Here is a 26,134-nt window from a genome sequence, read left to right on the forward strand (position 1 = left end):
GTATCTGGAGTCTGTACATGGAAAACCTGGATGCGCTCGTCTCTCAAGCACTAGAGGCTGTGCAAAGCGCTGAAGATATCAATGCCCTGGAGCAAATCCGGGTTCACTACCTTGGCAAAAAGGGTGAATTGACTCAGGTGATGAAGACCCTGGGGAATTTGCCGGCAGAAGAGCGTCCGCAAGTCGGCGCGCTGATCAACGTTGCCAAGGAGCGTGTCACAGAGGTTCTCAATGCGCGCAAGGCGTTGTTCGAGGAGGCCGATCTTGCGGCCAAGCTCGCCGCCGAATCCATTGACGTGACCCTGCCTGGCCGCGGCCAGACCTCAGGCGGTCTGCATCCGGTTACCCGGACTCTGGAACGTATCGAGCAGTTCTTCACCCACATCGGCTACGGCATAGCCGAAGGCCCTGAGGTTGAAGACGATTACCACAACTTCGAAGCGCTCAACATCCCAGGCCATCACCCGGCCCGGTCGATGCATGACACCTTCTATTTCAATGCCAACATGTTGCTGCGCACCCATACCTCGCCGGTACAGGTCCGCACCATGGAATCGAAACAGCCTCCGATCCGCATCGTCTGCCCAGGCCGTGTGTACCGTAGCGACTCCGATATCACCCACTCGCCGATGTTCCACCAGGTCGAAGGCCTGTTGGTCGACCGCGATATCAACTTCGCCGACCTGAAAGGGACCATCGAAGAGTTCCTGCGCGTGTTCTTCGAAAAAGAACTGGCCGTGCGTTTCCGTCCTTCGTACTTCCCGTTCACAGAGCCATCCGCTGAAGTCGACATGGAATGCGTGATGTGCAGCGGTAAAGGCTGCCGTGTCTGCAAGCAGACTGGCTGGCTGGAAGTCATGGGCTGCGGCATGGTTCACCCGAACGTGCTGCGTATGTCCGGGATCGACCCGGAAGAGTTTTCGGGCTTTGCCTTCGGCATGGGCGTTGAGCGTCTGGCCATGCTGCGTTACGGCGTGAACGACTTGCGTCTGTTCTTCGACAACGACTTGCGGTTCCTCGCGCAATTTCGCTAGTCGTAACGAATTCTTAGGAGAGCAGGATGAAATTCAGTGAACAATGGCTGCGTGGCTGGGTAAGCCCGCAGGTAAATCGCGACGAGCTGGTTGCTCGTCTGTCGATGGCCGGTCTTGAGGTCGATAGCGTTACGCCGGCCGCCGGTGAATTCAGTGGCGTGGTGGTGGGCGAGGTACTGAGCACCGAGCAACACCCGGACGCCGACAAGCTGCGCGTTTGCCAGGTCAGCAGTGGCGCGGAGACCTTCCAGGTTGTGTGCGGTGCGCCAAACGTGCGCCCTGGCCTGAAGATCCCGTTCGCCATGATCGGTGCCGAACTGCCAGGCGATTTCAAAATCAAGAAAGCCAAGCTGCGTGGCGTTGAATCCAACGGCATGCTGTGCTCCCAGGCTGAACTGCAAATTGGCGAAGGCAACGACGGCCTGATGGAATTGCCGGCCGATGCGCCGGTCGGTCAGGACATTCGTGAATACCTGAACCTGGACGACGCCAGCATCGAGGTCGACCTGACCCCGAACCGCGGCGATTGCCTGTCCCTGGCCGGTCTGGCCCGCGAAGTCGGTGCGCTTTATGCCGCCCCGGTGGTGCGTCCGGCCATTGCCAGCGTTCCTGCCGTGCACGACGAAGTGCGTTCGATCGAAGTGTTGGCGCCAAACGCTTGCCCGCGTTACCTGGGTCGCGTGATCCGTAACGTTGACCTGTCCAAACCTACGCCACTGTGGATGGTTGAGCGCCTGCGTCGCGCCGACGTGCGCAGCATCGACGCCGCCGTCGACATCACCAACTACGTGATGCTGGAACTGGGTCAGCCGCTGCACGCGTTCGATCTCGCCGAAATCAATGGCGGCATCCGCGTGCGCATGGCCGAAGATGGCGAGAAGCTGGTGCTGCTCGACGGTCAGGAAGTCAGCCTGCGTAGCGATACGCTGGTGATCGCCGACCACACTCGCGCCTTGGCTATCGCCGGCGTCATGGGGGGCGAGCACAGCGGCGTCAACACCGCGACCACGCGCGATATTTTCCTGGAAAGCGCGTTCTTCGACCAGATTGCCGTCGCTGGCAAGGCTCGTTCCTACGGCCTGCACACCGACGCTTCGCACCGCTACGAGCGTGGCGTGGACTGGAAGCTGGCCCGTGAAGCCATGGAGCGCGCCACTGGCCTGCTGCTGGAAATCACCGGTGGCGAAGCCGGCCCGATTGTTGAAACCGTCAGCGAACAGCATTTGCCGTCGATCGCGCCGATCACCCTGCGTGCCCAGCGCATCACCCAGATGCTGGGCATGGAAATGGATTCGGCCGAAGTCGAGCGTCTGCTCAGCGCTTTGGGCCTGACCATTACTGCCGATGGGGCAGGGCAGTGGCGCGTTGAAGTGCCAAGCTTCCGTTTCGATATCAGCCTGGAAGTCGACCTGATCGAAGAACTGGCCCGTCTATACGGTTACAACCGTCTGCCGGTTCGCTACCCGCAAGCCCGTCTGGCGCCACAAGCCAAGGCTGAAGCGCGCAGCGATCTGCCTGAACTGCGTCGTCTGCTGGTGGCCCGTGGTTATCAGGAAGCGATCACCTACAGCTTCATCGATCCGAAACAGTTCGAGTTGTTTAATCCGGGTGTCGAGCCGCTGCTGCTGGCCAACCCGATTTCCAACGACATGGCTGCCATGCGTTCGTCCCTGTGGCCGGGTCTGGTCAAGGCGCTTCAGCACAACCTGAACCGCCAGCAGGATCGTGTCCGTCTGTTCGAAAGCGGCTTGCGTTTTGTCGGTCAACTGGAAGGCCTGAAGCAAGAGCCGATGCTGGCCGGTGTGGTGTGCGGTAGCCGTCTGCCGGAAGGCTGGGCGCAAGGTCGCGATGTCGTGGATTTCTTCGACGTCAAAGCCGATGTGGAAGCGGTGTTGGGCTTCGCCGGTGCACTGGATGCGTTCACGTTCGTGCCGGGTAAACACCCTGCGTTGCACCCGGGTCAAACCGCGCGCGTCGAGCGTGATGGTCGCCTGGTCGGCTACGTTGGTGCTATCCACCCTGAATTGTCGAAAACCCTCGGTCTCGACCGTCCGGTCTTCGTTTTCGAGCTGGTTCTGGCCGAAGTGGCTTCGGGTAAAATGCCTAAATTCCAGGAGTTATCGCGCTTTCCTGAAGTGCGTCGTGACCTTGCACTGCTGGCGGACACAGACGTTGCGGCCACTGCCGTACTGGACGTAATCCGTGAAAATGCAGGCGAATGGCTAACGGACCTCAGGCTATTTGACGTGTATCAGGGTAAAGGCATTGATCCGCATAGAAAAAGCCTTGCAGTTGGCTTGACCTGGCAGCATCCATCGCGCACTCTTAATGACGATGAGGTGAATTCCACGACGCAAAACATCCTCACCTCGCTCGAACAAAGGTTGAACGCCACGTTAAGGAAGTGACGTATGGGGGCTTTGACGAAAGCTGAGATGGCGGAACGTCTGTACGAAGAGCTGGGCCTGAACAAGCGGGAGGCCAAGGAATTGGTCGAACTGTTTTTCGAAGAAATCAGGCACGCGCTCGAAGACAACGAACAAGTCAAATTGTCCGGTTTCGGCAATTTCGACCTTCGGGACAAACGCCAGCGGCCTGGCCGCAATCCGAAAACGGGAGAAGAAATCCCGATCACGGCTCGCCGTGTGGTCACCTTTCGTCCAGGGCAGAAGTTGAAGGCCCGAGTTGAGGCTTATGCTGGAACCAAGTCATAACGACGAACTACCCGTCATCCCGGGCAAACGCTACTTCACCATTGGTGAAGTCAGCGAGCTGTGTGCGGTAAAACCACACGTGCTGCGCTACTGGGAGCAGGAGTTTCCTCAACTCAACCCCGTCAAACGCCGCGGAAACCGCCGGTATTATCAGCGCCAGGACGTGCTGATGATCCGGCAGATCCGCGCGCTTCTTTACGATCAGGGGTTCACCATCGGCGGCGCACGCTTGCGTTTGTCCGGCGATGAAGCCAAAGACGACACCACCCAATACAAACAAATGATCCGCCAGATGATCGCCGAGCTGGAAGATGTTCTGGTGGTCCTCAAGAAATAAATTCCTGCTTTTAAATACTTCCAGTTTTCAAAAGCTTGCGATATATTCTTGAGCGTTCCTCGAGATGAGGGACAGAGTCAACGCCTAGTCGGGGCGTAGCGCAGTCCGGTAGCGCACTAGCATGGGGTGCTAGGGGTCGAGTGTTCGAATCACTCCGTCCCGACCATATTTTTCAATGATTTAGGCCAATGTTCACAGCATTGGCCTTTTTCATGCGCGTGACATTTGCGTGACTTCTCGATTTCTCACGCCTGCTTCCTCTTTCCAGATTGGGATCATGGATTCACCGTCTTGTAGATGAGTGCGCTAGCGCCCCAGAAGCAGACACAGACCGTGATTGCTATGGGCATCAGTAACCCCCCAGCATCCGGCCACCTTTTCTCTGAAGGCTGCAGTTCGCATTCTTCCCCAGCAAGCGCGCCAAGAAAGCAATCGAGGGCTCTCGAGCCAGTTACAGATCAAATACATTCGACTGTGGTGATTTTGAAAAAGCACTAAGGGGGGCCAGGGCAAAGCTTTCTCCATGCTATATGCGCAGCGGCGAATGTAATATGCCCAATCTCACAGCTAAGCGTGCTGGGGTCCATTCGTATAGGCTGGTTCGGGAAATCACCTGCGATCCAGCCCATTGCTAAACGCTGGATTAGGTTCACTTCTGATTCTTCTACTGCATCCAATTCTAGATCTGCGAGAGCCTTGAAGTCGTCAGCGGTAAATAATTTCGGTGGCGCCCAAGTATTAGGATGTGCTCCAGGCGCAGGTCTGATTAGAGGATTCATTCGAATCAAGTTACCAGTGACTGGTGGACTATCTCTATTTTTCGGAATTGGTTGGCCTAAGGCGACGTGTGCGATAAATGTGGCCGCATCGGGTGGATCATCGACGACACTAGTGGCAAGTTTTCGAAGGTCATTTTTAACACTTGGTTTCGTGATCGGTTGGGTCAGTCTGGAGTCCTCTCCAGGACTAGCGAAAGGGAGAAAACCGGAGGTAGCTGTTCCGATACTCAGTGCACGTATATCTTCTCTCTTATTGTCATTCGCAAGCGCTTCTGTAACAGCAGCAAGAATTGGATTGTTAAGGCCGGCAACACCTCCATCCCAGTACTGTCTTCCATTAGCTATGGCCGGTGCATCGAAGAAATTTACAGGAGCATTGGTAGACGCATGAATGGCTTCTGCAAGCGTGACACGAAGGGGGCGACTCCCGCTGGCAGCTTTGCTGTTTAGGTTGGATCGGAAATAGCGCGCTCGTTGTGCTTGGTAGTCGAATGTACAGATAACGATGTCCGGGCACTTGCTCGGGTTCTCAAACAGGTTCGGGAGATCTTCCAGCTTCTCTCCTCCAGTCCTCGGAAGGAGGTGTTGCAAGCCAGTTAGTTTTGCAGAGGCCCGATATCTTGCCCCGAAGCCGAAAAGCTTGTGGAGCGTAACGTTGAGCGGATCCTCAAAAAATGATGCTTTGACGAAAATCTGCTCCCGGCTATTTTTTGCGAGAAAATACTGATTCAGGATTTGGTCGAGACTCAGGTTTTCCAGCATCCCTCCGAGGGTGAGAGAGCCCCCAGAGTTTGCTGCTACCAAATGGAAGTGCGAAAGCACGTCGTGCCCTTTCGCGTCAGGGCCGTAGATACTCTGAAGAGCCATGACTTGGATAAGTGCCCAAGTCCCGCCTCCATCTAGGGATAAAATTCGATATTCGGACGGATCGGACGATTCGAGCATCGCACCACCTCCTGTAGCTGACGCATCCCATGAATCTCAAGGTTAGCTTAGGCAAAAATGATGAGGATATGGAGTTATTGACGAAGAGTTGAAAACTCACTCAACCCTGAAAGATAAGTCTTAAAGTCATCAGCTACATAATCACAGAGACTCAGCGGGGCTGGAATTTCAGCCCCGCAACGCCAATACATTGATCCTATTTTTGGCTGAGCGCCGCTATCGATACTCCCGAAGCGACGAAGGTGAGTCCTGCCCCTACGTTCAGGCCATTTACCAGCCGTGGTCTCTGACGCAAAAATCGGGACAGTACAGTGGCAAATACGCCCATAAGTGCGAATCCCACTGCCGTAAGTGCGGCGAACCATATGCCGTACACCAGCATCTGCACGCTCACTGAGCCGCGTTGTGGGTCGACGAACTGCGGGATGAACGCAAGGACGAAAAACCCAGGCTTCGGATTGAGTGCCGCCGAGAGTAATCCAGTGAGGAAAATACTCGGCAGTGATTGCCGAGTCGCTGGCTGGAAGCTGATCAGGCTACGAGAGCGCAGGACTTTTATGCCAAGCCAAAGCAAATAGCCGGCGCCGATAAGCTTGATGACCCAGAAGGCAACGGCGGACGTCTGCATCAGCAAAGTCAGTCCTAGCGAAGCGGTTGCCACATGAAAGAGAATTCCCGCCCCAGATGCCATCCCCGACACGATAGCGGCTATCTTGCCCTGGCTGAGTCCTCGGCCTACGGCCAGCAGATTATCCGGGCCTGGTGCGAGCACCAATAGAAAGCACGCGGCAGTATAGGCAAGCCAGATATTGATCGGAAACACGGCATTCTCCTTAAGCCTCACCGAGGCATCCATCCTCACGTAGCACCAGAATGTGCTCGTACCAGGCTGCAAAGTCAAAGCCACTGCATTTGAGAATAACTTCAACCGCCGATTGACCCGTGCGTCTTAATGCAGAGTCGAAATCCTTCGACTCTCTCCAATCCGGATCCGATCAAGTGCCCGGTTTAGTGCGTCCAAGGCATCAAGGAGGGCCTTCGCCTCAGCTTCCCGGCCATCACCCCAAAGGCGTTCTGCCATTTTGTTCAGGGCCTGGATGGAGCGCTCAATATCAGCAGCAGTCGCTACTTTGCTTTCTGGTTGTTTCTTCAGCATCGAGTAACCTTTCTGCAGGGCAGTACTTGCCTTCAGTTGCTAGCTCAAGAGTATCGGCCACCAGAATACATATTTGATCTTGTCCGTTGAGCCTATAACGCCAACAAGGCTGTTTTTCCGCTCTTGAGCAGCTTCCGCAATCATACGCTGGTTGATTGCCATAGCCCTCGAAGGATTCCGCGACTGGAGCAGTGACGAAACACTTCTCGTACCGCCAGCGTTCCGGTTTTACCTGGGATGTTCCGTTTAGACCGACTAGGCTTACGTTTCGTCTGCAGGGAGCACACCCAAGATATAGGCACGCTCTCCGGCGTCAGCCCAATTGCCTCCCAGGGGGCCGCTTGATGAAAGAATTATGGATCTGCGGGCTGCTGCTGATGGCCCAAACCGCCCATGCACTGGCTCAGGACGACGCGTCTCAAAAGAACCAGGGTTCCTGGTACCTGCAAGCCAGCGTCTACACCCGGCACTACTCACCGGACCCCGAGCACAATAACAATCAGGATTTGATTGGACTGGAGAGGGAAGAAGCATCCGGCTGGTTGTTTGGCGGGGCGACTTTTCGCAACTCGTTCAGCCAGCGCTCCTATTACGCCTATGCCGGTCAGCGCTACGAAAGTGCGGACTACCCGGTGTATATAAAACTGACCGGCGGTGTAGTTGAGGGCTATCACGGTAAATATCAGGACAAAATCCCGCTCAATCGCTTCGGAGTCGCACCGGCGATCATTCCGTCACTGGGAGTTCATTACGGGCCGGTAGCAGCGGAGCTGGTATTGCTCGGCTTCAACGCGGTCATGGTCACCACGGGCGTGCGATTCTAGGGAAACTCCAATCTTGCCAACAGCCATCACTTCTTCGACGATTTACTACTGGCAGGAATATGCAAATAAGACATCACGCTCTCGGTCAGCTCGGTCGCCAGCTTGACGGCTTCTTTATTGCGCGCCATCACGCCCGCCACCAATCCTTCGATCAAGGCGAGCACGGCGATGTTGGAGCTGGTCATTACCGGATGGTCGGCGGGGGCAAACAGCACGTGTTCGGCAATGCTGGTGAGCGGCGATGCGGGTGAATCGGTGATCGCCAGCACCGAGGCGCCGCGCTCATTGGCGAAGCGTGCGAGTTGCAGGGTGTCGAGGGAATAGCGTGGCAGGGAGATCGCCAGCAACACATCCTGATCGGTGATGGCGGCCAGGCGGTACGCGGCGTTTTCGTTGCCGCCCTCCATGCTGATGGCGGTGGCGTCCGCACAGAAGGGCATCAGGGTCGAGGCGGCGAGGCCGGCGAAGTAGACGCTGTTGCCAAAGCCCAGGATGTAAATTTTGCGCGCTTCGATCAGGCGGGTGACAAACGCTTCAAAGGTGTCGGCGTGGTTGTTGGTGGCTGCCGTGGCGAGGTTGCTGGTGGCGCTCTGGATTTGCTCATGCAGGCCAAATGCACCGCCGGGACGATGCGCCAGTTCGTTGCGCAGTTTGTCGACCGGCGACACCATCTGCTGCAACGTCGCGACCAGCTCGGCCTTCATGCCGGTGTAGCCACCCAGGTTCAGCGCCTTGGCCAGACGATTGACCGCGGCCGGCGAGGTGGATGTTTCATGCGCCATTTCTTCGATGGTCAGTGTCGCGGCCCTTAGCGGGTGACGCAGGATAAAATCCGCCACCTTGCGCAGTGAAGGCTGTAGATCGGAAACGATTTCCGCCAGTTTGCGCATCACCGGCGCGGCATAGACCGTGGTGTCTTTCGAAGGGGTTGGCATATCCGGCTCTACAGTTCCTGAGGGTTGGAGATGGGGCTGGGGCTGGGGCGGGCGCGGGCATAAGTTGGCTGGAGTGTATCCGAAGCCGCCCCTTGGTGTGCAGTGCTGAACCTGGGGGCGGTGAGCGGGCGGGTGGGCTATTTCAAGCTGCCGGCCAGAAACTGCCGAAGGCGCTCGGACTGTGGCTTGACCAGCACTTCACGCGGGTTGCCGCGCTCTTCGACCAGGCCCTTGTGCAGGAATACCAGCTGGTTCGAGACCTCGCGGGCAAAGCCCATTTCGTGGGTCACGACCACCATGGTCCGGCCCTCCAGCGCAAGATCCTGCATGACTTTCAGCACTTCACCGACCAGCTCGGGGTCGAGCGCCGAAGTGGGCTCGTCGAACAGCATCACTTCCGGCTCCATGGCCAGCGCCCGGGCAATCGCCACGCGTTGCTGCTCACCCCCCGACATATGCGCCGGCCAGGCATTCATGCGGTGCGCCACGCCGACTTTGTTCAGGTAATGCTCGGCCTTTTCCCGCGCTTCTTTCTTGTTCATGCCCAGCACATGCACCGGGGCCTCCATGACGTTTTCAAGGGCGCTCATGTGCGACCAGAGGTTGAAATGCTGAAACACCATCGACAGTCGCGAACGCATGCGTTGTAACTGTTTGGGCTCGGCAGCCTTGAGCCCGCCGAGTTTGTTGGTCACCAGCTTGAGCTGTTCGCCATTGAGCACGATGTTGCCGGCGTTGGGCTGTTCCAGCAGGTTGATGCACCGCAGGAAGGTGCTTTTGCCGGAGCCGCTGGAGCCGATGATGCTGATCACGTCACCGGCCTTCGCCTCCAGGGATACGCCCTTGAGCACTTCGTGGGTGCCGTAGCTTTTGTGAAGATCCTGAATTTCAAGTTTGTACATGGTTTCAACTCTCTGGAATCAGTCGCTGAGCAAGCGGCCTTGGCGAATAGGGCGAGTACCGGCCACTTTGGCCAGCCACAAACCGGGCTGGGCAAAGCGCAGACGTTCACGGGCATAGAGGATGCCGTCGGTGCTGGCGCGCACGATGCTGTGGCGATCGGTCAGCGGATCAATCACTTCGAACAGCGGGTCGCCGACCCTGACCCGGGCACCCAGCGGTTGCAGAAAACTCACCACGCCGGGGTGCGGCGCATAGGCGTACTGCGCGCCGGCGAATGGCGTCGCTTCACACTCGGTCGGTGGCGCGGCCGGCCAGTCACCGCTGATCAGGCCTTGCTCGGCGAGATAGCCGAGAATGGCCTGCGCGCTGTCGATGCAGGGCTCGCGTTCGGTGTCGGCCATACCGCGCAGTTCAATGGTGGTCGCCACACAGGCCAAAGAAATATCGGCTTCAGGAAAGAGTTCGGCCAGACGCAACCAGGGAATCGCGCAGGCTTCATCAAAGGCACTGCCACCCGCATCCTCGGCCAGCAATGCGGCGCCGGCACCCAGTCGAGCGGCCAATGAGCGCAGGCGCGGCCAGTGTTGCGGCATGGCGTAAAGCAGCATGATCGACTCGAAATCGCAGTGCAGGTCCAGCACCACATCGGCGTCACAGGCATGTGAAAGCAACAGGCGGCGCAGGCCATCGAGTTCCGAGGTCGGCGGTGGCATGTCGGCGAGAACATCGGCCATGGCGCGGCGGATCAGCCCGGTGTTGACGTCGGCGTGGGCGCCCAGTTGACCTTTCACCAGCGCCGCCACAGCTTCGGCCAGCTCTGGAAAATCACGATTGAAGTTCTTCCCGCTGGAGAACTCAAAACGACCTTGATGGGTGGCCTGGAACATCTGGGCGATGCCAATCGGGTTGGCCATCGGCACCAACTCGACGACCCCATTCAGGCGACCTTGTTCTTCCAGCACGCTCAGACGCTGCTTAAGTTCAACCGCCACGCGCATCCCCGGCAGCTCGTCGGCATGCAGGGAGGCCTGGATATAGGCCTTGCGCGGCCCGCTGCCAAAACGAAACAGCGACAGCCGTCGTTCTGTGCCCGAGGCACCCCACGGCAACAGGTATTCAATGTGCTCCATAACAGCTCCTTAGTGCTTGCGCGGTGCCAGATAGGCCAGCCAGCGGCGCTCGGCCAGCTTGAACAGACGAACCAGGATGAAGGTCAGGGCCAGGTAGATAAGGCCGGCGGTAATGAACGCCTCGAATGGCAGATAGAACCGCGAACTGACCGTACGAGCGGCTCCGGTGATGTCGACCAGGGTGACGATCGACGCCAGGCTGGTGGTCTGCAGCATCATCAACACTTCGTTGCTGTATTGCGGCAGTGCCCGGCGCAAGGCGGACGGCAGGAGCACGCGGCGGTACAAGGTAAAGCGCGACATGCCCATGGCCTTGGCGGCTTCGATCTCGCCGTGGGCCGTGGCTTTCAAACTGCCGGCCAGCAGTTCCGCGCTATAGGCGCTGGTATTGATCGCGAAGGCCAGGCAGGCACAAAAGGTCGCGCTGGACAGGTAAGGCCAGAGCGCGCTTTGGCGTACCGCTTCGAACTGCGCCAACCCGTAATAGATCAGGAACAGTTGCACCAGCATCGGGGTGCCGCGAATCACATAGGTGTAGAGCCAGGCCGGGAAGCTGATTAGCGGCGATCGGGATACGCGCATCAGCGCTAATGGAATCGCCAGCACCAGGCCAACGGCCAGGGAAATCAGCAGAACTTTCAGGGTCAACAAGGCGCCATTGAGATACAGCGGCAGGTTTTCCCAGATCAGGTTGTAGTCGAGAATCATGAATGTGCTCCCCGTCACAGTTCGGCGGCTTTGATGCCGACCGAGTAGTGTTTTTCCAGATAGCGCAGCACCAGCAATGACACGCTGGTCAGCATCAGGTAGAGCGCGGCAACCGCGAGGAAAAACGTGAACGGCTCATGGGTGGCGTCCGCTGCGTTTTTGGCTTTGAACATCATGTCCTGCAACCCGATCACCGAGATCAGCGCAGTGGATTTGGTCAGCACCAACCAGTTGTTGGTGAACCCCGGAATGGCGAAACGAATCATCTGCGGCACCAGAATCCGCCAGAACACCTGAGCGCCCCTCATGCCATAAGCCACGCCGGCCTCGGCCTGACCTTTAGGGATCGCCATAAAGGCGCCGCGAAAGGTTTCCGAGAGGTAGGCACCAAAAATGAAGCCCATGGTGCAGACGCCGGCGATAAAGGGGTTGATGTCGATGTAGCGGGTGTAACCGAGTGCGAGGGCAATGCGGTTCACCAGATCCTGGCCGCCGTAGAAAATCAGCAGGATCAACACCAGGTCAGGAATACCGCGAATCAGGGTTGTATAACCTTCGCCCAGCACCGCCAGCCATTTAAACGGTGACAAACGAAAGGCGGCGCCGATCAGACCCAGGGCAATCGCCATGGACATGGAAGTCAGGGCCAGATGAATGGTCAGCCAGGCGCCATCGAGAATGCTCGATCCGTAGCCGTGAAGCATGATGAAGTTCCTCAAACGAGCGCCGGGAGGCGCGCGAGACAAGCCAAAAGTGGCACCTGCAAGCGCCGGCGCCAGGGTTTCGGGTAACGGCTTATTCGCCGTAGATATCGAAGGCGAAGTACTTGGCCATCACTTGCTGGTACTTGCCATTGGCGCGGATGGCATCAATCGCTGCGCTCAGGCGTGCAACGTTCGCGCTGTCGCCTTTACGCACCGCGATCCCGGCGCCTCTGCCGAAGTATTTCGGGTCGTTGATGTCCGGCCCAACCAGAGCGAAACCTTTACCTATGGGAGTTTTGATAAAGCTCTCATCGGTATTGACGATGTCGGCGAGAGTGGCGTCCAGGCGACCTGATGCCAGATCGAGGAAGGCTTCATTTTGTGAGCCGTAGCGGACCACTTCGACGCCGGCTTGCGCAAGCTGTTCGGTGGCGAAACGGTCGTAGGTCGAGGCGCGTTGCACGCCGACTTTCTTGCCTTTGAGATCGACCAGCGGGTCGTTGATCACGCTGCCGGTCTTCATCGCGAACTTGCCCGGCGTGTGGTAGTACTTTTTGCTGAAGTCGACCGACTTCATACGGTCTTCAGTGATCGACATCGACGACAGCACAGCGTCGATCTTGCGCACTTTGAGCGACGGGATCATGCCGTCGAATTCCTGGATGACCCACTCGCATTTGACCTTCATCTCTGCGCACAGCGCGTTGCCGATGTCGTAATCGAAACCACTGACATTGCCCTCCGGCGTCTTGAAGGAGAAGGGCGGGTAGGCGGCTTCGATACCGATACGCAGGCTGTCTTCGTCGGCGTGTGCCAGCAAGCTTGCGGCGCACAGTGCCAGAGCACCTAGAAGTTCTGTCTTGTTCATATTGTTGACTCCTTGGATGGGGCGTTGGGGTGATACGGGGCTGCCGTCCGGTCTGGCGAGGTGGACTGTCCTGATGATTTGCGAGGGTATAAATGACATAAAATATTTCATAAATCAACTGTGTGAAAATAAACATATCAAAATGAGGCGCGGATTCATGAACGTACCTGGCCAAGGGCGGCAAGGTGTGGCGTCAGCTTTTGGCTCAGAGTGGCGGGGAGATGAGGCAGATCTTCAGCAAGATCGCGGGGAGGGGGGCAGGATAGTCAGTCTCGGCTGGTAACTGATGCGAAGCTTAAAAACTAGTGCCTGGCCTCGCTGCTGCACAATGGATTTGGCCTCGGCGTGTGAAAAAAGGCAGTCAGCCGATTAGGTTGACTGCCTTAGACCCGATCGGGGCAAGCCCCCCTAAGACTGCGGTGATTACTCAGACGGCTCGACGTTATCCAGCGCCTGATTCACCGCCAGCTCACCTAGCATGACCACTTGCGCAATACCCAGCAGGGTCTTGCGATGTGAGGTCTCCAGCAATGCCGCGAAATTGTTGAGCATGAGGGTGGCCGAGCCGAGTGTTTCGCTGGCGTTGGCCAGCAGGGCTTCGGTGTTGTACTTCGGATTGGCCAAGTACATGGGCTCGGGTTCGTTGGTGGTGGCCATGATCTTGGCGGCCGGGTTGAGGTAATGGTCGAGGGCGCGTTCGGCGGCTTCGTGGAATTTTTTTGAGTCGGGGGATTCGTAGGGGGATGCCGGATCTGTGACCGGCGGATTGGGCGTTACCTTGAACATAAGCTGAAAACTCCTGAATGGAGCTGCTTAACCTTCCCTACTAAAAGAAGGGTGGCAGCTGTGCGCAGGTTAGTAGACCGGGGAGTTATCAGCATTAACCGGCGCGCCGAAGCGCCCTGAGCACAGCCACCATCACGTTCAGACAGGAACATCTGATGGACAGAGCTTTGCACCTAACTGAAAAAACACCACGGGCTACTAAACCCGATCACTGGGAATCAGTGATGCGAATCAAGTTACCGATGGGCTTCAAAGTGCACAAGCCGGCGAATTCTGTCGTACCTGTAGGCAACGACGCAAGGTGTTGTAGCCGTCGGGAAGTAACACTGAGTATCTTTAAACATGCTCTTCAACGTGTGAATTCAACACGTTGATATGTGCATGGTATGCGGGAGCACTACTCACCAACTCCCGTACGGTATTCCATATTTCTCGATGTAGCGCTTGGAGTTTTCACTGATAGGGTAAGCGTATCGCCCTTCATTTTTGCCCTGACTTGGCCCCAACGGCTCAACTTCCGCCTGAGCACGAGCTACTTTGATTGGTTGGTGGCAGGCGTTTCTCACCCACACTTGTACGACACCACCTGGGGCTAGCCCCAGGTAAATTGATGCCATATACCGCGATTCTTGTTCAGGGGATGCAGGACATCGTTGATTGGTCGATGACCGCATGAGTTCTCTGGCTTGATCAGGTATGTCCAACCAAACGTGATAGGTCTGGGGTTCTACGATGGATTGCCAGCGCACGTAAATGCGTTTGGGGAGGTCGGCGCCGACCACTGCTTTTGCAGCGCTGCCAACGGCATGCCAACCTCGTGCGGACTCTTTACCGTTTTCTGGCTCCCCGCCTGCGGCTGTGCCGCCACCGGTGTGCTGAAACAGCTTGCCGTTGATGTCTTCTACGGCGCTGTCCTCGACCCACGCCTTCATATAGTAGGGTTCGGTGAACGCGAGCTCCCACCACTGGGATTTGGGGTCGTTATTGGCTGACAGCGATTCGGCTGACTGACAGCCAGCCATGAACAACGTGCACAGCAGGGTCACGAGTACTTTCATTACCAAAGTGTCCAGTCAGGTACGTGAGGATGTTGCACGCGGATTGCATCCGCCGTGGGGGCATTGATGTACACGGCGTTAATGCCATTGCCATCCCTACGGCCAAGGGGGTGGTTCCAGTTGGCGGACGTGTGAATGTACTTCAGTTTCAGCAGTTGTTCTTCTTGCGACGTGGTGCTGTAGTCACCCGCCACAAATCGGTCGCACAGAGTCTGAAGCTCGGAGGGGACGGCCAGATCTGGCGTGTCGGGAATGTCGTTGAACCGAACGCCTTTTTCTTTCGCCAGGTGGTGCATCACTCTCAGGTACACCCTGGACAGTTGTCCGCTCACAGGGCGTTTGAGCTGCACGGCGGCATACACGCGTTTGACGCTTGGGCTGAGCCGATCTTGCGGGTTGTTTGGAATCAGGAGCGCATCGGGGGTGACGATATTCAGTATCTCCGCAGGCCAGCCGTTGGCCAACCACTGGCTTCTCACATTCACCGCATCGCGGTAAATGGATGTGGTGACGACATCTGTATTCAGGGGCACTACGAGTGTTTGCATGGGGCAGACGAGTACACACTCCCGGGCTTCTTCGAGGTAGCCGCCGCCGATGTCGGAATGCACGCCCGGCAGGGTAATTTCCAAGTGATCGGGTTTGATGCGACTGAGGGCAAAGTTGGCTCGGCACTCGTCACGTGCGACCAGTTGGACGACGTCAGTGAAAAAACGACGGTCAAGGTAGAGCTTAATGCCCGTTGCAACGGGACTTTTGATGTTCCCCAAATTGGACCAGCCGGCAATCGATGGCACGGTATCGAACAAGCCGATGAAGCCCATGTTTATATCGTTTTTATATTGGTCGATAAAGTTGGAGCTGAAGGCCTTGGGGAGGCTTCGTAGGACGTCGCCAAGGGGGCCCCGACTAGTGCGGACGATTTCGTTGGCGAAATGCCGAGCGGCTGCTGCGCCACGGCTGAAGCCGAATGTATCGAAAGTCAGTGAGGTGATTTCACTATCAGGGTTATCGAGTAAGACTTCATTGATACGCTGTTTGATTAGTGCGAGCGAGGACTCGACTCGTCCTGCAACGCCCGTCTCCCCGCGCCCGGTGCCGGCGCCCAATGTACTGTCTTTTTCACCGGAGCGGGTGCCGATGCCCTCGACATACACAACGCGGGAGGCCCGTTTTTGTAGGCCTTCCCCTTCGGCCTCTGGAACGGCTTCATACAGGTCGCTGAGCTTTTTCACATTGCTGACGTCGTTGCCATAACTGCTGTCCGGATCACTCATGAACGGTTTGCAACTGGCATCAATGTCATTGGGTGCGATGGGATGATGGGCACCACATAGCAGCCCAGCTGCGGCGTTATTAGCATTGTTACCCGTACCATCGAAGAACACACCGATGCGTAAGGCGATACCTACTTTTGGTGGCGTGGGTGCGGGCTCTTTGCCGTGTTTTTCGTACTCGGCCCAGCGTTCGGCGTGGAGGTCGACGGGCTTGGCTTCTGCGTAGCGGTAGTTTTTAGGCGGGTTGGGTACGTAGCCACTCAATCCTTGATTCCTTGTTCTGATCCTTGATGAACGGCCGCAGGGTGACACTCAAGGTTCGGAGAGGCAATGGATGGCAATTTGATCCCGCGAGCGCGAGCGTCCATTCTTTAGCCAATATCGTTACTTAGTTGATCAAGTCGTACACTGTCCTTCTGATCCGGTGGATGCACGGTTACTTTGAACTAGTCTTGCCTCTGTCATCTACAACGGCACACTGGGTGACGATGCGTATCACCCAGTGTGTAGGCTCTTACAGAATGTTCAGCGGGTAGCTGATGATCACTCGATGCTCATCACTGTCCCGTTGCGTGGACACTTCAGTGCGCAACGAAGCGTGGCGCAGGGCAATGCTCAGATCTTTGAGCGGCCCTTGCTGGACCACATAACTCACGGTCAGGTTGCGCTCCCATTCGCTTTTGTCGCCCGTGGGAGTACGGATGTTCGAACCGCTTTCGTACATGCCCATGAAACTCAAACCCGGAACCCCGACCTTGGCGAAGTCATAGCCGTAGCGAACCTGCCAGGTGGTTTCGCCGGCGCGCTGGAACTTGCCGATCATCGACTCCGTCATGAAATAGGCGGTGGAGCCGTCACCCTGGTTCAGCCAGACCGCGTCGCTGTCGCCGCTGACTTGCTGCAGGCCGGCGGCGATGGTGTGGCCGTTCACCAGGTAGGTGAACTGCGCGCTGCTCAGGCGACTGTCGACTTTGCCTTTGGTGACGCCGTCGCCGTAGTAGCCAAACGTGTAGAAGTCGGGGTCATGACCGTTGGCGCCATCGGAGCGGTTGTCGAAGTGACGCAGGTCGGTGCGCAGGGTGCCGGGGCCGACCTGCCAATCGTATTTGAGGCCCAGAAAGTTCTGTTTGTAGAAGTCCTGCAGATTGCCGTAGTAGTACTGCAAGGTCAGGTCTTTGGTCGCTTTGTAGTCCACGCCACCGTAATAGAACTTGTTGACGAACTCGCCCGTCTGCGCGTTGTTTGCACCGGGAATGGACATGCCCATCTGGTTGCTTGAGCCGCGACCTTTGACATGCTCCAGCTGGCCGAGGGTGAAGGTGAAGTTCTCCAGATCCTTGGACTGGATCTGCCCGCCATTGAAGGTTTGTTGCAGCATGCGGTCGGTGGACATTACCACCGGCAACATCGGGACCAGCGTGCCGTATTTCAGTTCAGTGTTGGAGAACTTCGCCTTGGCCGTCAGGCCCAGGCTGCCGAACTCATCCACGGCACGCCCGTCGCTGTCGGTCGGAAAGATGTTGCCGTTGAAGTTTTTGCTTTCGGGGTTGTAGTGCCGGCCCTTGCCGGAGTCCAGCCGGATACCGTACATGCCAATGGCGTCCACGCCGAAACCGACCGTGCCCTGGGTGTAGCCGGACTGAAAGTTGGCGATGAAACCCTGGCCCCATTCCTGGGTGTAGTTGGGGTCGGCGGCGCCGCTGCGGTTGTCGGCATTACTGAAAAAGTTGCGGGCCAGCACGCTGAGCTTGCTGTCTTCTACCAGGCCTGCGGCGTAACCCTGTTGAGCGATGATCAGGCCGCAAATGCCGGCCACTACTTTAGGTGCGCGATTGAAAAGCTCCATCGGAGTCATCCCCATGAGTTGTCGAATGTTGTGAGAGGCAGTCAAAAGCGGCAGTAAAGGTTTTTATTGTTTTTCAGGAGCAGCGGTGGCCGGCAAGACGTTCAGTCTCACGGGCGGCAAGCGGTACAGGATGAACAGTGCGAGCACGCCGATGCCGGCGCAGAGCAGCAGGCCGACGCCCACCGACTGGGCCAGTGCATCGCGGGCCAGGTTCAGCCATTGTGGGTGTTCGAGCAGTGCGGCGTCGGGGTGCAAAAGGATCTGCGGGTCGGCGTACAACGCCAGTCCGTCGGCGTGCCCTTGGGCGATAAAAAGTCGTTGCAGGTTGGCGCTGTAAAGCAGGTTGACCAGCACGCCCATCGACGCGGTTCCGAGCAATCCGCCCACCAGGCGCAGCGATTGGGTCAGCGCGGTGGCGATCCCGAGGAACTGGCGCTCGGCGAGAGTTTGAGTGAAGACTGTCAGATTCAGCAGGATGAATCCCAAGCCAAGACCCGCCAGCAGGATTAAGCCGAGCAACACATTGAAGGAGGCGCTACGTCCGGCGAGGGCCAGGCAGAAACATGCCAGCAGCAGCGCCACAAAACCGCACAGCGGTAACAGGTTTGGATTACGCAAACGGGTCACGATGCGGCTGTTGACGATCGCCCCCAGGGTGATACTCAGCGCCAGTGGTGTAATCAACAGGCCGGCATCTTGCGGCGAGTAGCCATAGCTGCCTTGCAGCAACAGCGGCAGATAGAACAGCAGCGAAAACATGATCGCGCCGGCCGCCATCGACAGCAGAAACAGCAGGCGCATGCTCGGTAGCCGCAGCAATGCCGAGGGCAGCAATGCATGCGTGCAGCGCTGTTCCCAAACGCACAGCGCGACAGTCGCCGCCACGCAGATCAACCCCAGCGCAGCACTCAACATCAGGCTGGAATGCCCCAGCCATTCGACGAACAACTGCAGACTGCCCAATGCCAGGGCGATCAGCAGCGCGCCCGGCCAATCGAGGCTGATCTTTGTCAGTTGCTGCGGGCGGTAATAAGGCAGGTAGCGCCAGGCAAAAAACAGCGCCAGGCAACCCAGCGGCAGATTGAGATAGAACACCGAGCGCCAGCCAAACGCCCCCGTCAGGTAGCCACCCAGCCCGGGGCCGATGGCGTTGACCACACTGAACAGGGCGCTGAGCAGCATCTGCCAGCGCAGGCGTTGTTTGGTGTCGGGAAACAGTTCCGGAATGCAGGCGAATGCGGTGCCGATCAGCATGCCGCCACCGACACCCTGCAAGGCGCGACCAATCACCAGCAACAGCATGTCACTGGCCAGTGCGCAGGCCAATGACGCGAGGGTGAAGATGAGGGTGGCGGCGATCACGAAGGGCTTGCGCCCGTAGTAATCCCCCAGTCGGCCAAAGATCGGGATGGTGACGATAGACGCCAGCATGTAGCCCGTGGCGACCCACGCGTAAAGTTCAAAGCCCTTGAGTTCGGCGACGATGCTTGGCAAGGCATTGCCGATCACCGTCTGGTCGAGTGCCGAGAGCATCAACACCAGCGAGATGCCCAGCATCGCCAGCAAGGCCTGTTTGAAACTCAGGGGAGGGTGGGTCGCCACGGCCATCATCGGTCCTCAGCTCAACGCCGCAACGGCAGCAGCAATGCGCGAGCAACCTTCATTGAGAGTCTTGATGTCGGTGGCAATCGACATCCGGAAGAACGGCGCCAGGCCATATGCGGTGCCTGCCACCACGGCCACACCCTGGCTTTCCAGCAGGTACATGACCACGTCGTAGTCGCTGTCCAGCTGCTTGCCCTGGGCCGTGGTTCTACCGAGCAAACCTGAGCAGTTCACATAGAGGTAGAACGCCCCGTCGGGCTTGCGGCAACTCAAGCCGTCAATGGCGTTGAGCAGTTCCAGGCAGCGATCCCGGCGTTGCTGATAGACCGCCACGCTTTCCTTGACGAACGCTTGGTCGCCATTGAGCGCTTCGACAGCGGCGGCCTGGCTGACCGAACAGGCATTGCTGGTCGATTGCGATTGCAGGGTCGCCATGGCAGCGATCAGGTCGGCCGGGCCTGCGGCGTAGCCGATACGCCAGCCAGTCATGGCATAAGTCTTGGACACGCCGTTGACCACCAGGGTGCGCTCGGTCAACGCAGGTTCGATGGCGAGGATGTGCGGGTTGTCCAGTCCTTGGTAGCGGATGTGCTCGTAGATGTCGTCGGTCATCAGCAACACCTGCGGATAATCCAACAGCACATCGGCCAGGGCGCGCAGTTCGGCGGCGCTGTAGCTGGCGCCGGTCGGGTTGCTGGGCGAGTTGAGCAGCAGCCAGCGAGTGCGTTCGGTGATCGCGCCGCGCAGTTGCGCCGGGGTCAGCTTGAAGGCGTGTTCTTCCGGGCAGGCGAGGGTGACGGGTTCACCTTCGCAGGCCAGCACCATGTCGGGGTACGACACCCAGTATGGCGCCGGAATCAACACTTCATCGCCCACGCCGAGGGTGGCGGCGAAGGCATTGAAGATCGCGCTCTTCGCACCGCTGGTGACCAGGATCTGATTCGCACCGTAGGTCAGGCCGTTTTCTCGGGCCAGCTTGGCGACGATGGCCTGGCGCAGCTCCGGGGTGCCGGCATTTTGCGTGTAACGGGTTTCGCCGCGTTCGATGGCGGCGCTGGCCGCTTGCCGAATGTGCACCGGGGTATCGAAGTCCGGCTCGCCGACGACCAGATTGATGATGGACTTGCCTTGCCGGCGCAGTTCGTTCGCACGGTCGGATGCGGCGCTGCTGGGCGATGGTTTGATACGTTGCACACGGGCGGCGATGCGGGAGGCGGTCACGTGTCGTTCCTCGTTGATGACGTTGACGAGGCCCTACAGTACGAGTCGCTGCCCGGGCCGCCATAAGACGAGATCGTTCTGGTCGGATAGGCATCGCTTATGGCTGGAACTGAACAGTGCTTGCACTAATACGGTGCGCCCAGGCCTGTATGCCCGTGGCGGGTATCAACGCCGGCAGCAACGATCAAGCCATAGCAAAGGCTTATGGTTGAGCCTTGCCGTTCACCACGTGTGCAATGTTCGGGGCTGGCCTGGCTCTTGCTAAAGCTTGTGGGCAGCCCCCCTTTGTTGAGCAAGAGCATCGCCACCGTGAACCTGCGTCGTTTGAAGTATTTCGTGAAACTCGTCGATATCGGCAGCATGACCCAGGCCGCCGATGTGCTGCATGTCGCCCAACCGGCACTCAGTCAGCAACTGGCCACGCTGGAGGCGGAGTTGCAGCAACAATTGCTGATCCGCACCAAACGCGGCGTCACCCCGACCGAGGCGGGGAAGGTGCTCTATGGGCACGCGCAAATCATTCTGCGCCAGTGCGAACAAGCTCAGAGCGACATCAACGCCACGGGGCAGGCCTTGTCCGGGCAAGTGTCGGTCGGGCTGGCGCCAGGCACCGCTGCATCGACGCTGTCCCTGCCGCTGTTGCGCAGGGTGCGCGAGCGTCATCCGGGCATTCTGCTGTACCTCAATGAAAACTTCGGCACCACCTTGAGCGAGTTGATCATGAATGGCCGGATGGACATGGCCGTGCTTTATGGCGGGCGTGAAGTCCATGGCTTGAGCTTCGTCTCGCTGCTGCGCGAGCACCTCTATCTGGTGAGTGCCGACCCTGCTGTCAGCGCTCTTGATGAGATCCCTCTGGCCGACCTGGCGGACATGGACATGCTCCTGCCGCGTCCCTACAACGTCATGCGTCGACTGGTGGATGAAGCCTTCCTGTGCATCGGCCTGAGTGCGCGGGTGGTGGCTGAAATCGAATCTTCGATCACCCTGACCGCTGCGGTCGCCGAGCACTTCGGTTCGACGATCCTGCCCGAGTCCTCGGCGCGGGTGATGGTCGCCGCCACCTCGATGCACATGTGTCGCATTGTCGAGCCCGAGGTCGAGGCGCCACTGGCGCTGTGTCTGTCCGGTCACTTGCCGCTGTCGGTGCCGGCCCAAGCGGTCAAGGCGATCCTGCTGGAACTGGTCGCCGAGATGCGCGGCAGCCTGATCTGAGTGGTCATAAGGACGGCTTATCACCCCAAAGCCAAAGCGTCTTGGTCGTCGTTCGGCGGGCTCGCTACATTGACCCCATCCACTTAAGACAGCTCGACAGGCAGGGGCCCACGCATGGATTCAGAACGCATCAAGGGGTTGATCGATTTGCTCGCCGAATCCGATCTGCTCGAACTGAGTCTGACCGAAGGTGACAGTACAGTTCGTCTTTTCAAGCAGGCCGGAAAGGTTTTGACCGCAGAGCCGTTGACCGGGCCATTGCCGGTATCGGCACCGCCGCCATCCACGGCAGATACCCCGACGGTGCAGGCCATCGAGGTCAAGGCCAGCCTGTACGGCGTGTTGCATCTGACGCCTGCCGCAGGGGAAGCACCGTTTGTCACGGTCGGCGAGCAGGTCGAAGCCGGGCAGACCCTGGCGGTCATCGAGGCGATGAAAATGTTCCACCCGGTCAAGGCCAAAGCTGCCGGACGGATCGCCGCGATCCTCGCCCAGAGTGGCGCCGAAGTCGAAGCCGGTCAGTTGCTGTTCCGTCTCGACTGATCCCAAGCCCATCCTCTTTCAGGTGAATTCAATGTTCGACAAAGTGCTGATCGCCAACCGTGGCGAAATCGCCCTGCGCATTCAGCGTGCCTGCCGTGGCCTGGGGTTGCAGACCGTGGTCGTGCACTCCGAGGCCGATCGCCACGCCCAGTACGTGCAAAACGCCGATCAGGCCCTGTGCATCGGGCCGGCGTCTCCCGGCCGGAGTTATCTGAACCAGGCGGCGCTGCTGTTCGCGGCCAAGGTCAGCGGCGCTCAGGCGATTCATCCGGGTTATGGCTTTCTCTCGGAGAATGCCGGGTTTGCCGAACGCATCGAAGCCGCCGGCCTGACCTTTATCGGGCCGAGCGCCGAATGCATTCGCACCATGGGCGACAAGGTCGCTGCCAAACGGGCGATGCGCGAAGCCGGCGTACCGTGCGTGCCGGGTCCGGACTCGGTAATGCCCAGCGACGATGAAAGTATCCAGGCCATCGCACGTGAAATCGGTTATCCGGTGATCGTCAAGGCCGCTGGCGGCGGCGGTGGTCGCGGCATGCGCGTGGTGAAGGAAGAGGGCGAACTGCTCGATGCCATCGCGCTGACCCGTGAAGAAGCACGGCTGGCCTTTGGTAATCCGGAACTCTACATCGAGAAGTTTCTCGGTCATCCGCGGCACGTGGAAATCCAGGTGTTGTGCGATGCCCATGGCCATGCGATCTGGCTGGGTTGCCGCGATTGCTCCTTGCAACGCAGGCATCAAAAGGTGCTTGAAGAAGCGCCGGCACCTGGCATTGATCCCGAGCTGATTGCCAAAGTCGGTGAACGCTGTGCCGCCGCTTGCCGACAGATCGGCTATCGCGGCGTCGGCACCTTCGAGTTTCTGTATGAGGACGGTGAGTTCTTCTTCATCGAGATGAACACCCGGCTGCAAGTCGAACACCCGGTGACGGAGATGACCACCGGCATCGACATCGTCCAGCAGCAACTGCGCATGGCCCGAGGTGAAGTGCTTGAACTGCGTCAACAAGACGTGCAGCTCAACGGGCACTCGCTGGAATGCCGGATCAACGCCGAAGACCCGATCTCGTTCATGCCGACCCCGGGGCTGATTCAGCGCTGGGAAGTCCCCGGGGGCTTTGGTGTGCGGGTCGACTCTCATGTCACCTCCGGCTATCGGGTGCCGCCTTACTACGACTCGATGGTGGCCAAGGTCATCACCCACGGCGCGACACGCGATGAGGCCATGGCCCGGATGCGCCTGGCCCTGAGTGAAATGTACGTGGAAGGCATCTCGACCAATATCCCGCTGCACCGCGACATTCTCGACGACCCGGCGTTCTGCAGCGGCGGCGTGGACATTCACCACCTGGAGCGCTGGCTGCAACAACGGAGTCCGACATGAGTACTGCTTCTGTATCGCTGCGTCCGCACATCAGCCTGCTGGGGTCCACGGCTTTGCTGTTCGAAGCCCCCGGCGAGCTGGATCTGGCGCCGCAACAACGCATTTGGAGCCTGGCTTTGCAGGCTGGGCAATGGGCCGACATACACGAAGCGGTGCCCGGTATGAACAACCTGATGCTGACCTTCATCAAGCCGCCGCGCGACCTCAACGGATTGTGCGAGCGATTGCTTGAGGCCTGGGAGCAGTGTCAACCGCTGCCGCTTGAAGGGCGCATTGTCGAGTTACCGGTGGTGTATGGCGGCGAGTTCGGTCCGCACATGGCTGATGTGGTGGCGCACACCGGACTGGATATCGACACCATCGCCAACCTGCATTGCGAACCGTTGTATCCGGTGTACGCCTTGGGCAGCCATCCCGGTTACTGCTACCTCGGCGGCATGGACCCGCGTCTGGCCACGCCGCGGCGGCAGGTGCCGGTGATCAGTATTGCCGCCGGCTCGGTGTCGATCGGTGGGGTGCAGACCGGTGTTTCGGCATCGGCCGGTCCCAGCGGCTGGAACACCATCGGCCGCACCGAAATGTCATTTTTTGACCCGACCCAAAACCCGCCGGCCATGCTGCGGCCGGGCGATATGTTGCGCTTGCGCATCGAGAGGATCATTCGATGATCGAGATTTTATCGACCACCGCCCTGGCCACCGTGCAGGACTTCGGCCGCTTCGGTAGCCTCGGTTACGGGGTGGGAACCTCCGGCGCGATGGACCATCTGGCGCTGGCGTTGGGCAACCAGTTGTTGGGCAATCCCGAGGACGCGGCGGCGATCGAGATTCCGCTGTTTCCGTTCGAGGTGCGGTTTGTTCAGGACTGTGCTTTCGCGGTGACCGGCGCCGCCTGCGAAGCCTCCCTCGACGGTCAGGCACTACCGCCGTTCTGGGTGGCGCAGGCCAGGGAGGGCCAGGTGCTCAGCCTTGGCTATCCGACCTCCGGCAGTCGCGCCTATCTGTGCCTGGCCGGCGGAATCGATGTGCCGCAAGTGCTTGGCTCGCGCAGCACTCAATTGCGCGGTGAGTTCGGTGGCTTGCAGGGACGAGCCCTGCAGCAGGGCGACCGACTCGCAGCGCTGCGTCCGGGAATGAGTGCGCTGCCCACTGATTTCGGGGTCGTGTCGCCGAGCCGGGCGTTGCCATTGCAACGCGATGGGCTGCCAGCCATGCGCGTACTGCCAGCGGCTGAGTATGAGTGCTTTCTGGAGGATTCCCGTGCGGCATTCTGGGCTGGCGAGTGGAAGGTCACCACCCAGAGTAACCGTTACGGCTACCGGCTCGAAGGTGCGCCAATCTTGCCCAAGGCCGCCATGGAAATCCGTTCCCACGGCATCGTTCCCGGGGTGATTCAGGTGCCCCACGGTGGGCAACCGATCATCCAGATGCGCGACGCGCAACCCAGTGGCGGTTATCCGAAATTCGGCACAGTGATCGAGGCCGACCTGTGGCGCCTGGGCCAGGCACCGATAGGCAGCAAGGTGCGGTTTATCGAGTGCAGCTACAGCGAAGCCGTCGCGGCTCTGGAAGACAATCAGCGCTATCTCGAGGAGGTTCGCCGCTTGGTCGAGCTTCACGGGCTGGCCTCGCGTTAAGGACATTCGAACATGACAAATCAGGAAATCCGTCAGTTGGCGGTGTGGCTCAAGGAGACCCACCTGGCTGGCGCGGAAATACGTCGTCCGGGGCTGCACCTGGTGCTCAAGCGCAGTGCCGACGAAGTTGCCGTACCGGCTCGAGTCGCGGTGCCAGAGGCAGCAAACGCAACCGATGAACCGCTATTGAAGACCCCAGGCCTGGGCCGCTTGCTGCTGACGCACCCCGAGCAGAGCGACGTGCTGGCATCGGTCGGCAGTCGGGTGGAGCAAGGGCAGCTGATTGCCCTGCTGCAAGTCGGCGACTTGCTGCTGCCGGTGCGCAGCCAAAGGGCCGGGCGGGTGACGGCGGTGCTGGTGCCTTGTGGCACGACGGTGGGTTATGGCGAAGCATTCATGCGCCTGACGGACTGAGGCCCAACACCGTACGTAGCAGCTGCCGAGCCTGCGAGGCTGCGTTCGGCCGCGAAGCGGTCGTAATCCGGCGCACACGTTCTACCTGAAAAAACGCGGAGCCTGATTTTAC

The 26,134-nt window shown here is 58.8% G+C and carries 26 protein-coding genes and 1 tRNA gene; 12 read left to right on the forward strand and 15 right to left on the reverse strand.

Annotated features, from left to right (window positions below; translation table 11 throughout):
- Positions 1-17: 17 nt before the first annotated feature.
- From pheS to PMI21_RS07910, 5 genes are all read left to right on the forward strand, one after another.
- Complete coding sequence (gene pheS / locus PMI21_RS07930; RefSeq protein ID WP_007940232.1) at positions 18-1,034, forward strand: phenylalanine--tRNA ligase subunit alpha; 1,017 nt, start codon at positions 18-20, stop codon at positions 1,032-1,034.
- Positions 1,035-1,060: 26 nt separating this feature from the next.
- Positions 1,061-3,442, forward strand: coding sequence for a phenylalanine--tRNA ligase subunit beta (gene pheT, locus PMI21_RS07925; RefSeq protein ID WP_007940233.1), 2,382 nt, complete (start codon positions 1,061-1,063; stop codon positions 3,440-3,442).
- 3 nt (positions 3,443-3,445) lie between these two features.
- Positions 3,446-3,748, forward strand: coding sequence for an integration host factor subunit alpha (ihfA, locus tag PMI21_RS07920; protein WP_002553164.1), 303 nt, complete (start codon positions 3,446-3,448; stop codon positions 3,746-3,748).
- A complete protein-coding gene (locus PMI21_RS07915) occupies positions 3,729-4,085 on the forward strand; it encodes a MerR family transcriptional regulator (RefSeq protein WP_003179985.1) in 357 nt (118 codons plus the stop codon). Before ihfA ends, PMI21_RS07915 begins: the two co-directional genes overlap by 20 nt.
- Before the next feature lie 89 nt (positions 4,086-4,174).
- A tRNA-Pro gene (locus PMI21_RS07910) sits at positions 4,175-4,251 on the forward strand.
- Positions 4,252-4,579: 328 nt separating this feature from the next.
- Here the strand turns inward: PMI21_RS07910 and PMI21_RS07905 are convergent.
- From PMI21_RS07905 to PMI21_RS0128260, 3 genes are all read right to left on the reverse strand, one after another.
- Positions 4,580-5,809: a patatin-like phospholipase family protein gene (locus PMI21_RS07905; RefSeq protein ID WP_007940234.1), complete on the reverse strand. Its 1,230-nt coding sequence runs from the start codon at positions 5,807-5,809 to the stop codon at positions 4,580-4,582.
- Positions 5,810-6,005: 196 nt separating this feature from the next.
- Complete coding sequence (locus PMI21_RS07900) at positions 6,006-6,632, reverse strand: LysE family translocator (protein ID WP_007940235.1); 627 nt, start codon at positions 6,630-6,632, stop codon at positions 6,006-6,008.
- A 126-nt stretch (positions 6,633-6,758) separates the two neighbouring features.
- Positions 6,759-6,965, reverse strand: coding sequence for a hypothetical protein (locus PMI21_RS0128260; protein WP_033064141.1), 207 nt, complete (start codon positions 6,963-6,965; stop codon positions 6,759-6,761).
- Positions 6,966-7,309: 344 nt separating this feature from the next.
- Between PMI21_RS0128260 and PMI21_RS07895 the strand changes: the two genes are divergently transcribed.
- A complete protein-coding gene (locus PMI21_RS07895; protein ID WP_007940236.1) occupies positions 7,310-7,789 on the forward strand; it encodes a hypothetical protein in 480 nt (159 codons plus the stop codon).
- 26 nt (positions 7,790-7,815) lie between these two features.
- Here PMI21_RS07895 and PMI21_RS07890 read toward each other — a convergent pair whose 3' ends face one another.
- From PMI21_RS07890 to PMI21_RS07835, 12 genes are all read right to left on the reverse strand, one after another.
- On the reverse strand, positions 7,816-8,724 hold the full coding sequence (locus PMI21_RS07890; RefSeq protein WP_007940239.1) for a MurR/RpiR family transcriptional regulator: 909 nt from the start codon (positions 8,722-8,724) through the stop codon (positions 7,816-7,818).
- A gap of 137 nt (positions 8,725-8,861) precedes the next feature.
- Positions 8,862-9,626 carry an ABC transporter ATP-binding protein gene (locus tag PMI21_RS07885; RefSeq protein ID WP_007940243.1) on the reverse strand — a complete coding sequence of 255 codons (765 nt, stop codon included), beginning with the start codon at positions 9,624-9,626 and terminating at the stop codon, positions 8,862-8,864.
- 18 nt (positions 9,627-9,644) lie between these two features.
- Positions 9,645-10,757 carry a succinylglutamate desuccinylase/aspartoacylase family protein gene (locus PMI21_RS07880; RefSeq protein WP_007940244.1) on the reverse strand — a complete coding sequence of 371 codons (1,113 nt, stop codon included), beginning with the start codon at positions 10,755-10,757 and terminating at the stop codon, positions 9,645-9,647.
- Between the two features lie 9 nt (positions 10,758-10,766).
- Positions 10,767-11,465: an ABC transporter permease gene (locus tag PMI21_RS07875; RefSeq protein ID WP_007940246.1), complete on the reverse strand. Its 699-nt coding sequence runs from the start codon at positions 11,463-11,465 to the stop codon at positions 10,767-10,769.
- A 14-nt stretch (positions 11,466-11,479) separates the two neighbouring features.
- Positions 11,480-12,169, reverse strand: coding sequence for an ABC transporter permease (locus tag PMI21_RS07870; protein ID WP_007940248.1), 690 nt, complete (start codon positions 12,167-12,169; stop codon positions 11,480-11,482).
- A 91-nt stretch (positions 12,170-12,260) separates the two neighbouring features.
- On the reverse strand, positions 12,261-13,037 hold the full coding sequence (locus PMI21_RS07865) for an ABC transporter substrate-binding protein (protein ID WP_007940249.1): 777 nt from the start codon (positions 13,035-13,037) through the stop codon (positions 12,261-12,263).
- A gap of 423 nt (positions 13,038-13,460) precedes the next feature.
- Entirely contained in the window at positions 13,461-13,823 is a 363-nt protein-coding gene (locus tag PMI21_RS07860; protein WP_007940250.1) for a DUF6124 family protein, read from the reverse strand.
- 401 nt (positions 13,824-14,224) lie between these two features.
- Complete coding sequence (locus PMI21_RS07855) at positions 14,225-14,881, reverse strand: DUF2931 family protein (protein ID WP_007940251.1); 657 nt, start codon at positions 14,879-14,881, stop codon at positions 14,225-14,227.
- Complete coding sequence (locus PMI21_RS07850) at positions 14,881-16,422, reverse strand: phospholipase effector Tle1 domain-containing protein (RefSeq protein WP_007940252.1); 1,542 nt, start codon at positions 16,420-16,422, stop codon at positions 14,881-14,883. Before PMI21_RS07850 ends, PMI21_RS07855 begins: the two co-directional genes overlap by 1 nt.
- A gap of 250 nt (positions 16,423-16,672) precedes the next feature.
- Positions 16,673-18,004 (reverse strand): OprD family porin, encoded by a 1,332-nt coding sequence (locus PMI21_RS07845; RefSeq protein ID WP_007940253.1) that lies wholly within the window; start codon positions 18,002-18,004, stop codon positions 16,673-16,675.
- Between the two features lie 63 nt (positions 18,005-18,067).
- On the reverse strand, positions 18,068-19,612 hold the full coding sequence (locus PMI21_RS07840) for an MFS transporter (protein ID WP_007940254.1): 1,545 nt from the start codon (positions 19,610-19,612) through the stop codon (positions 18,068-18,070).
- Positions 19,613-19,621: 9 nt separating this feature from the next.
- Positions 19,622-20,830, reverse strand: coding sequence for an aspartate transaminase (locus PMI21_RS07835; RefSeq protein ID WP_007940255.1), 1,209 nt, complete (start codon positions 20,828-20,830; stop codon positions 19,622-19,624).
- A gap of 309 nt (positions 20,831-21,139) precedes the next feature.
- Between PMI21_RS07835 and nac the strand changes: the two genes are divergently transcribed.
- The 6 genes from nac to PMI21_RS07805 all read left to right on the forward strand — a co-directional run bounded on the left by nac (position 21,140) and on the right by PMI21_RS07805 (position 26,022).
- A complete protein-coding gene (gene nac, locus PMI21_RS07830) occupies positions 21,140-22,045 on the forward strand; it encodes a nitrogen assimilation transcriptional regulator NAC (protein ID WP_033064147.1) in 906 nt (301 codons plus the stop codon).
- A gap of 114 nt (positions 22,046-22,159) precedes the next feature.
- Positions 22,160-22,588 carry an acetyl-CoA carboxylase biotin carboxyl carrier protein gene (locus tag PMI21_RS07825; RefSeq protein WP_007940257.1) on the forward strand — a complete coding sequence of 143 codons (429 nt, stop codon included), beginning with the start codon at positions 22,160-22,162 and terminating at the stop codon, positions 22,586-22,588.
- 31 nt (positions 22,589-22,619) lie between these two features.
- Positions 22,620-23,972, forward strand: coding sequence for an acetyl-CoA carboxylase biotin carboxylase subunit (gene accC / locus PMI21_RS07820; RefSeq protein ID WP_007940259.1), 1,353 nt, complete (start codon positions 22,620-22,622; stop codon positions 23,970-23,972).
- Entirely contained in the window at positions 23,969-24,640 is a 672-nt protein-coding gene (pxpB, locus tag PMI21_RS07815; RefSeq protein WP_007940261.1) for a 5-oxoprolinase subunit PxpB, read from the forward strand. The genes accC and pxpB overlap by 4 nt, the downstream gene beginning before the upstream one ends.
- Positions 24,637-25,608 carry a biotin-dependent carboxyltransferase family protein gene (locus PMI21_RS07810; RefSeq protein WP_007940262.1) on the forward strand — a complete coding sequence of 324 codons (972 nt, stop codon included), beginning with the start codon at positions 24,637-24,639 and terminating at the stop codon, positions 25,606-25,608. Before pxpB ends, PMI21_RS07810 begins: the two co-directional genes overlap by 4 nt.
- A gap of 12 nt (positions 25,609-25,620) precedes the next feature.
- Positions 25,621-26,022 (forward strand): acetyl-CoA carboxylase biotin carboxyl carrier protein, encoded by a 402-nt coding sequence (locus PMI21_RS07805; protein WP_007940263.1) that lies wholly within the window; start codon positions 25,621-25,623, stop codon positions 26,020-26,022.
- The last annotated feature ends 112 nt before the right edge of the window (positions 26,023-26,134 follow it).

This window comes from Pseudomonas sp. GM18, from assembly GCF_000282195.1.
GTDB lineage: Bacteria > Pseudomonadota > Gammaproteobacteria > Pseudomonadales > Pseudomonadaceae > Aquipseudomonas.

Excerpts from the sequence above, each read along its gene's own strand:
- PMI21_RS0128260 (WP_033064141.1), bottom strand. The coding sequence starts at position 6,965 with ATGCTGAAGAAACAACCAGAAAGCAAAGTAGCGACTGCTGCTGATATT.
- PMI21_RS07865 (WP_007940249.1), bottom strand. The coding sequence starts at position 13,037 with ATGAACAAGACAGAACTTCTAGGTGCTCTGGCACTGTGCGCCGCAAGC.
- PMI21_RS07860 (WP_007940250.1), bottom strand. The coding sequence starts at position 13,823 with ATGTTCAAGGTAACGCCCAATCCGCCGGTCACAGATCCGGCATCCCCC.
- PMI21_RS07880 (WP_007940244.1), bottom strand. The coding sequence starts at position 10,757 with ATGGAGCACATTGAATACCTGTTGCCGTGGGGTGCCTCGGGCACAGAA.
- PMI21_RS07915 (WP_003179985.1), top strand. The coding sequence starts at position 3,729 with ATGCTGGAACCAAGTCATAACGACGAACTACCCGTCATCCCGGGCAAA.
- ihfA (WP_002553164.1), top strand. The coding sequence starts at position 3,446 with ATGGGGGCTTTGACGAAAGCTGAGATGGCGGAACGTCTGTACGAAGAG.
- PMI21_RS07875 (WP_007940246.1), bottom strand. The coding sequence starts at position 11,465 with ATGATTCTCGACTACAACCTGATCTGGGAAAACCTGCCGCTGTATCTC.
- PMI21_RS07805 (WP_007940263.1), top strand. The coding sequence starts at position 25,621 with ATGACAAATCAGGAAATCCGTCAGTTGGCGGTGTGGCTCAAGGAGACC.
- PMI21_RS07825 (WP_007940257.1), top strand. The coding sequence starts at position 22,160 with ATGGATTCAGAACGCATCAAGGGGTTGATCGATTTGCTCGCCGAATCC.
- pxpB (WP_007940261.1), top strand. The coding sequence starts at position 23,969 with ATGAGTACTGCTTCTGTATCGCTGCGTCCGCACATCAGCCTGCTGGGG.
- PMI21_RS07840 (WP_007940254.1), bottom strand. The coding sequence starts at position 19,612 with ATGGCCGTGGCGACCCACCCTCCCCTGAGTTTCAAACAGGCCTTGCTG.
- PMI21_RS07895 (WP_007940236.1), top strand. The coding sequence starts at position 7,310 with ATGAAAGAATTATGGATCTGCGGGCTGCTGCTGATGGCCCAAACCGCC.
- pheT (WP_007940233.1), top strand. The coding sequence starts at position 1,061 with ATGAAATTCAGTGAACAATGGCTGCGTGGCTGGGTAAGCCCGCAGGTA.
- PMI21_RS07810 (WP_007940262.1), top strand. The coding sequence starts at position 24,637 with ATGATCGAGATTTTATCGACCACCGCCCTGGCCACCGTGCAGGACTTC.
- pheS (WP_007940232.1), top strand. The coding sequence starts at position 18 with ATGGAAAACCTGGATGCGCTCGTCTCTCAAGCACTAGAGGCTGTGCAA.
- PMI21_RS07855 (WP_007940251.1), bottom strand. The coding sequence starts at position 14,881 with ATGAAAGTACTCGTGACCCTGCTGTGCACGTTGTTCATGGCTGGCTGT.
- PMI21_RS07905 (WP_007940234.1), bottom strand. The coding sequence starts at position 5,809 with ATGCTCGAATCGTCCGATCCGTCCGAATATCGAATTTTATCCCTAGAT.
- PMI21_RS07885 (WP_007940243.1), bottom strand. The coding sequence starts at position 9,626 with ATGTACAAACTTGAAATTCAGGATCTTCACAAAAGCTACGGCACCCAC.
- PMI21_RS07870 (WP_007940248.1), bottom strand. The coding sequence starts at position 12,169 with ATGCTTCACGGCTACGGATCGAGCATTCTCGATGGCGCCTGGCTGACC.
- PMI21_RS07890 (WP_007940239.1), bottom strand. The coding sequence starts at position 8,724 with ATGCCAACCCCTTCGAAAGACACCACGGTCTATGCCGCGCCGGTGATG.
- PMI21_RS07845 (WP_007940253.1), bottom strand. The coding sequence starts at position 18,004 with ATGGAGCTTTTCAATCGCGCACCTAAAGTAGTGGCCGGCATTTGCGGC.
- accC (WP_007940259.1), top strand. The coding sequence starts at position 22,620 with ATGTTCGACAAAGTGCTGATCGCCAACCGTGGCGAAATCGCCCTGCGC.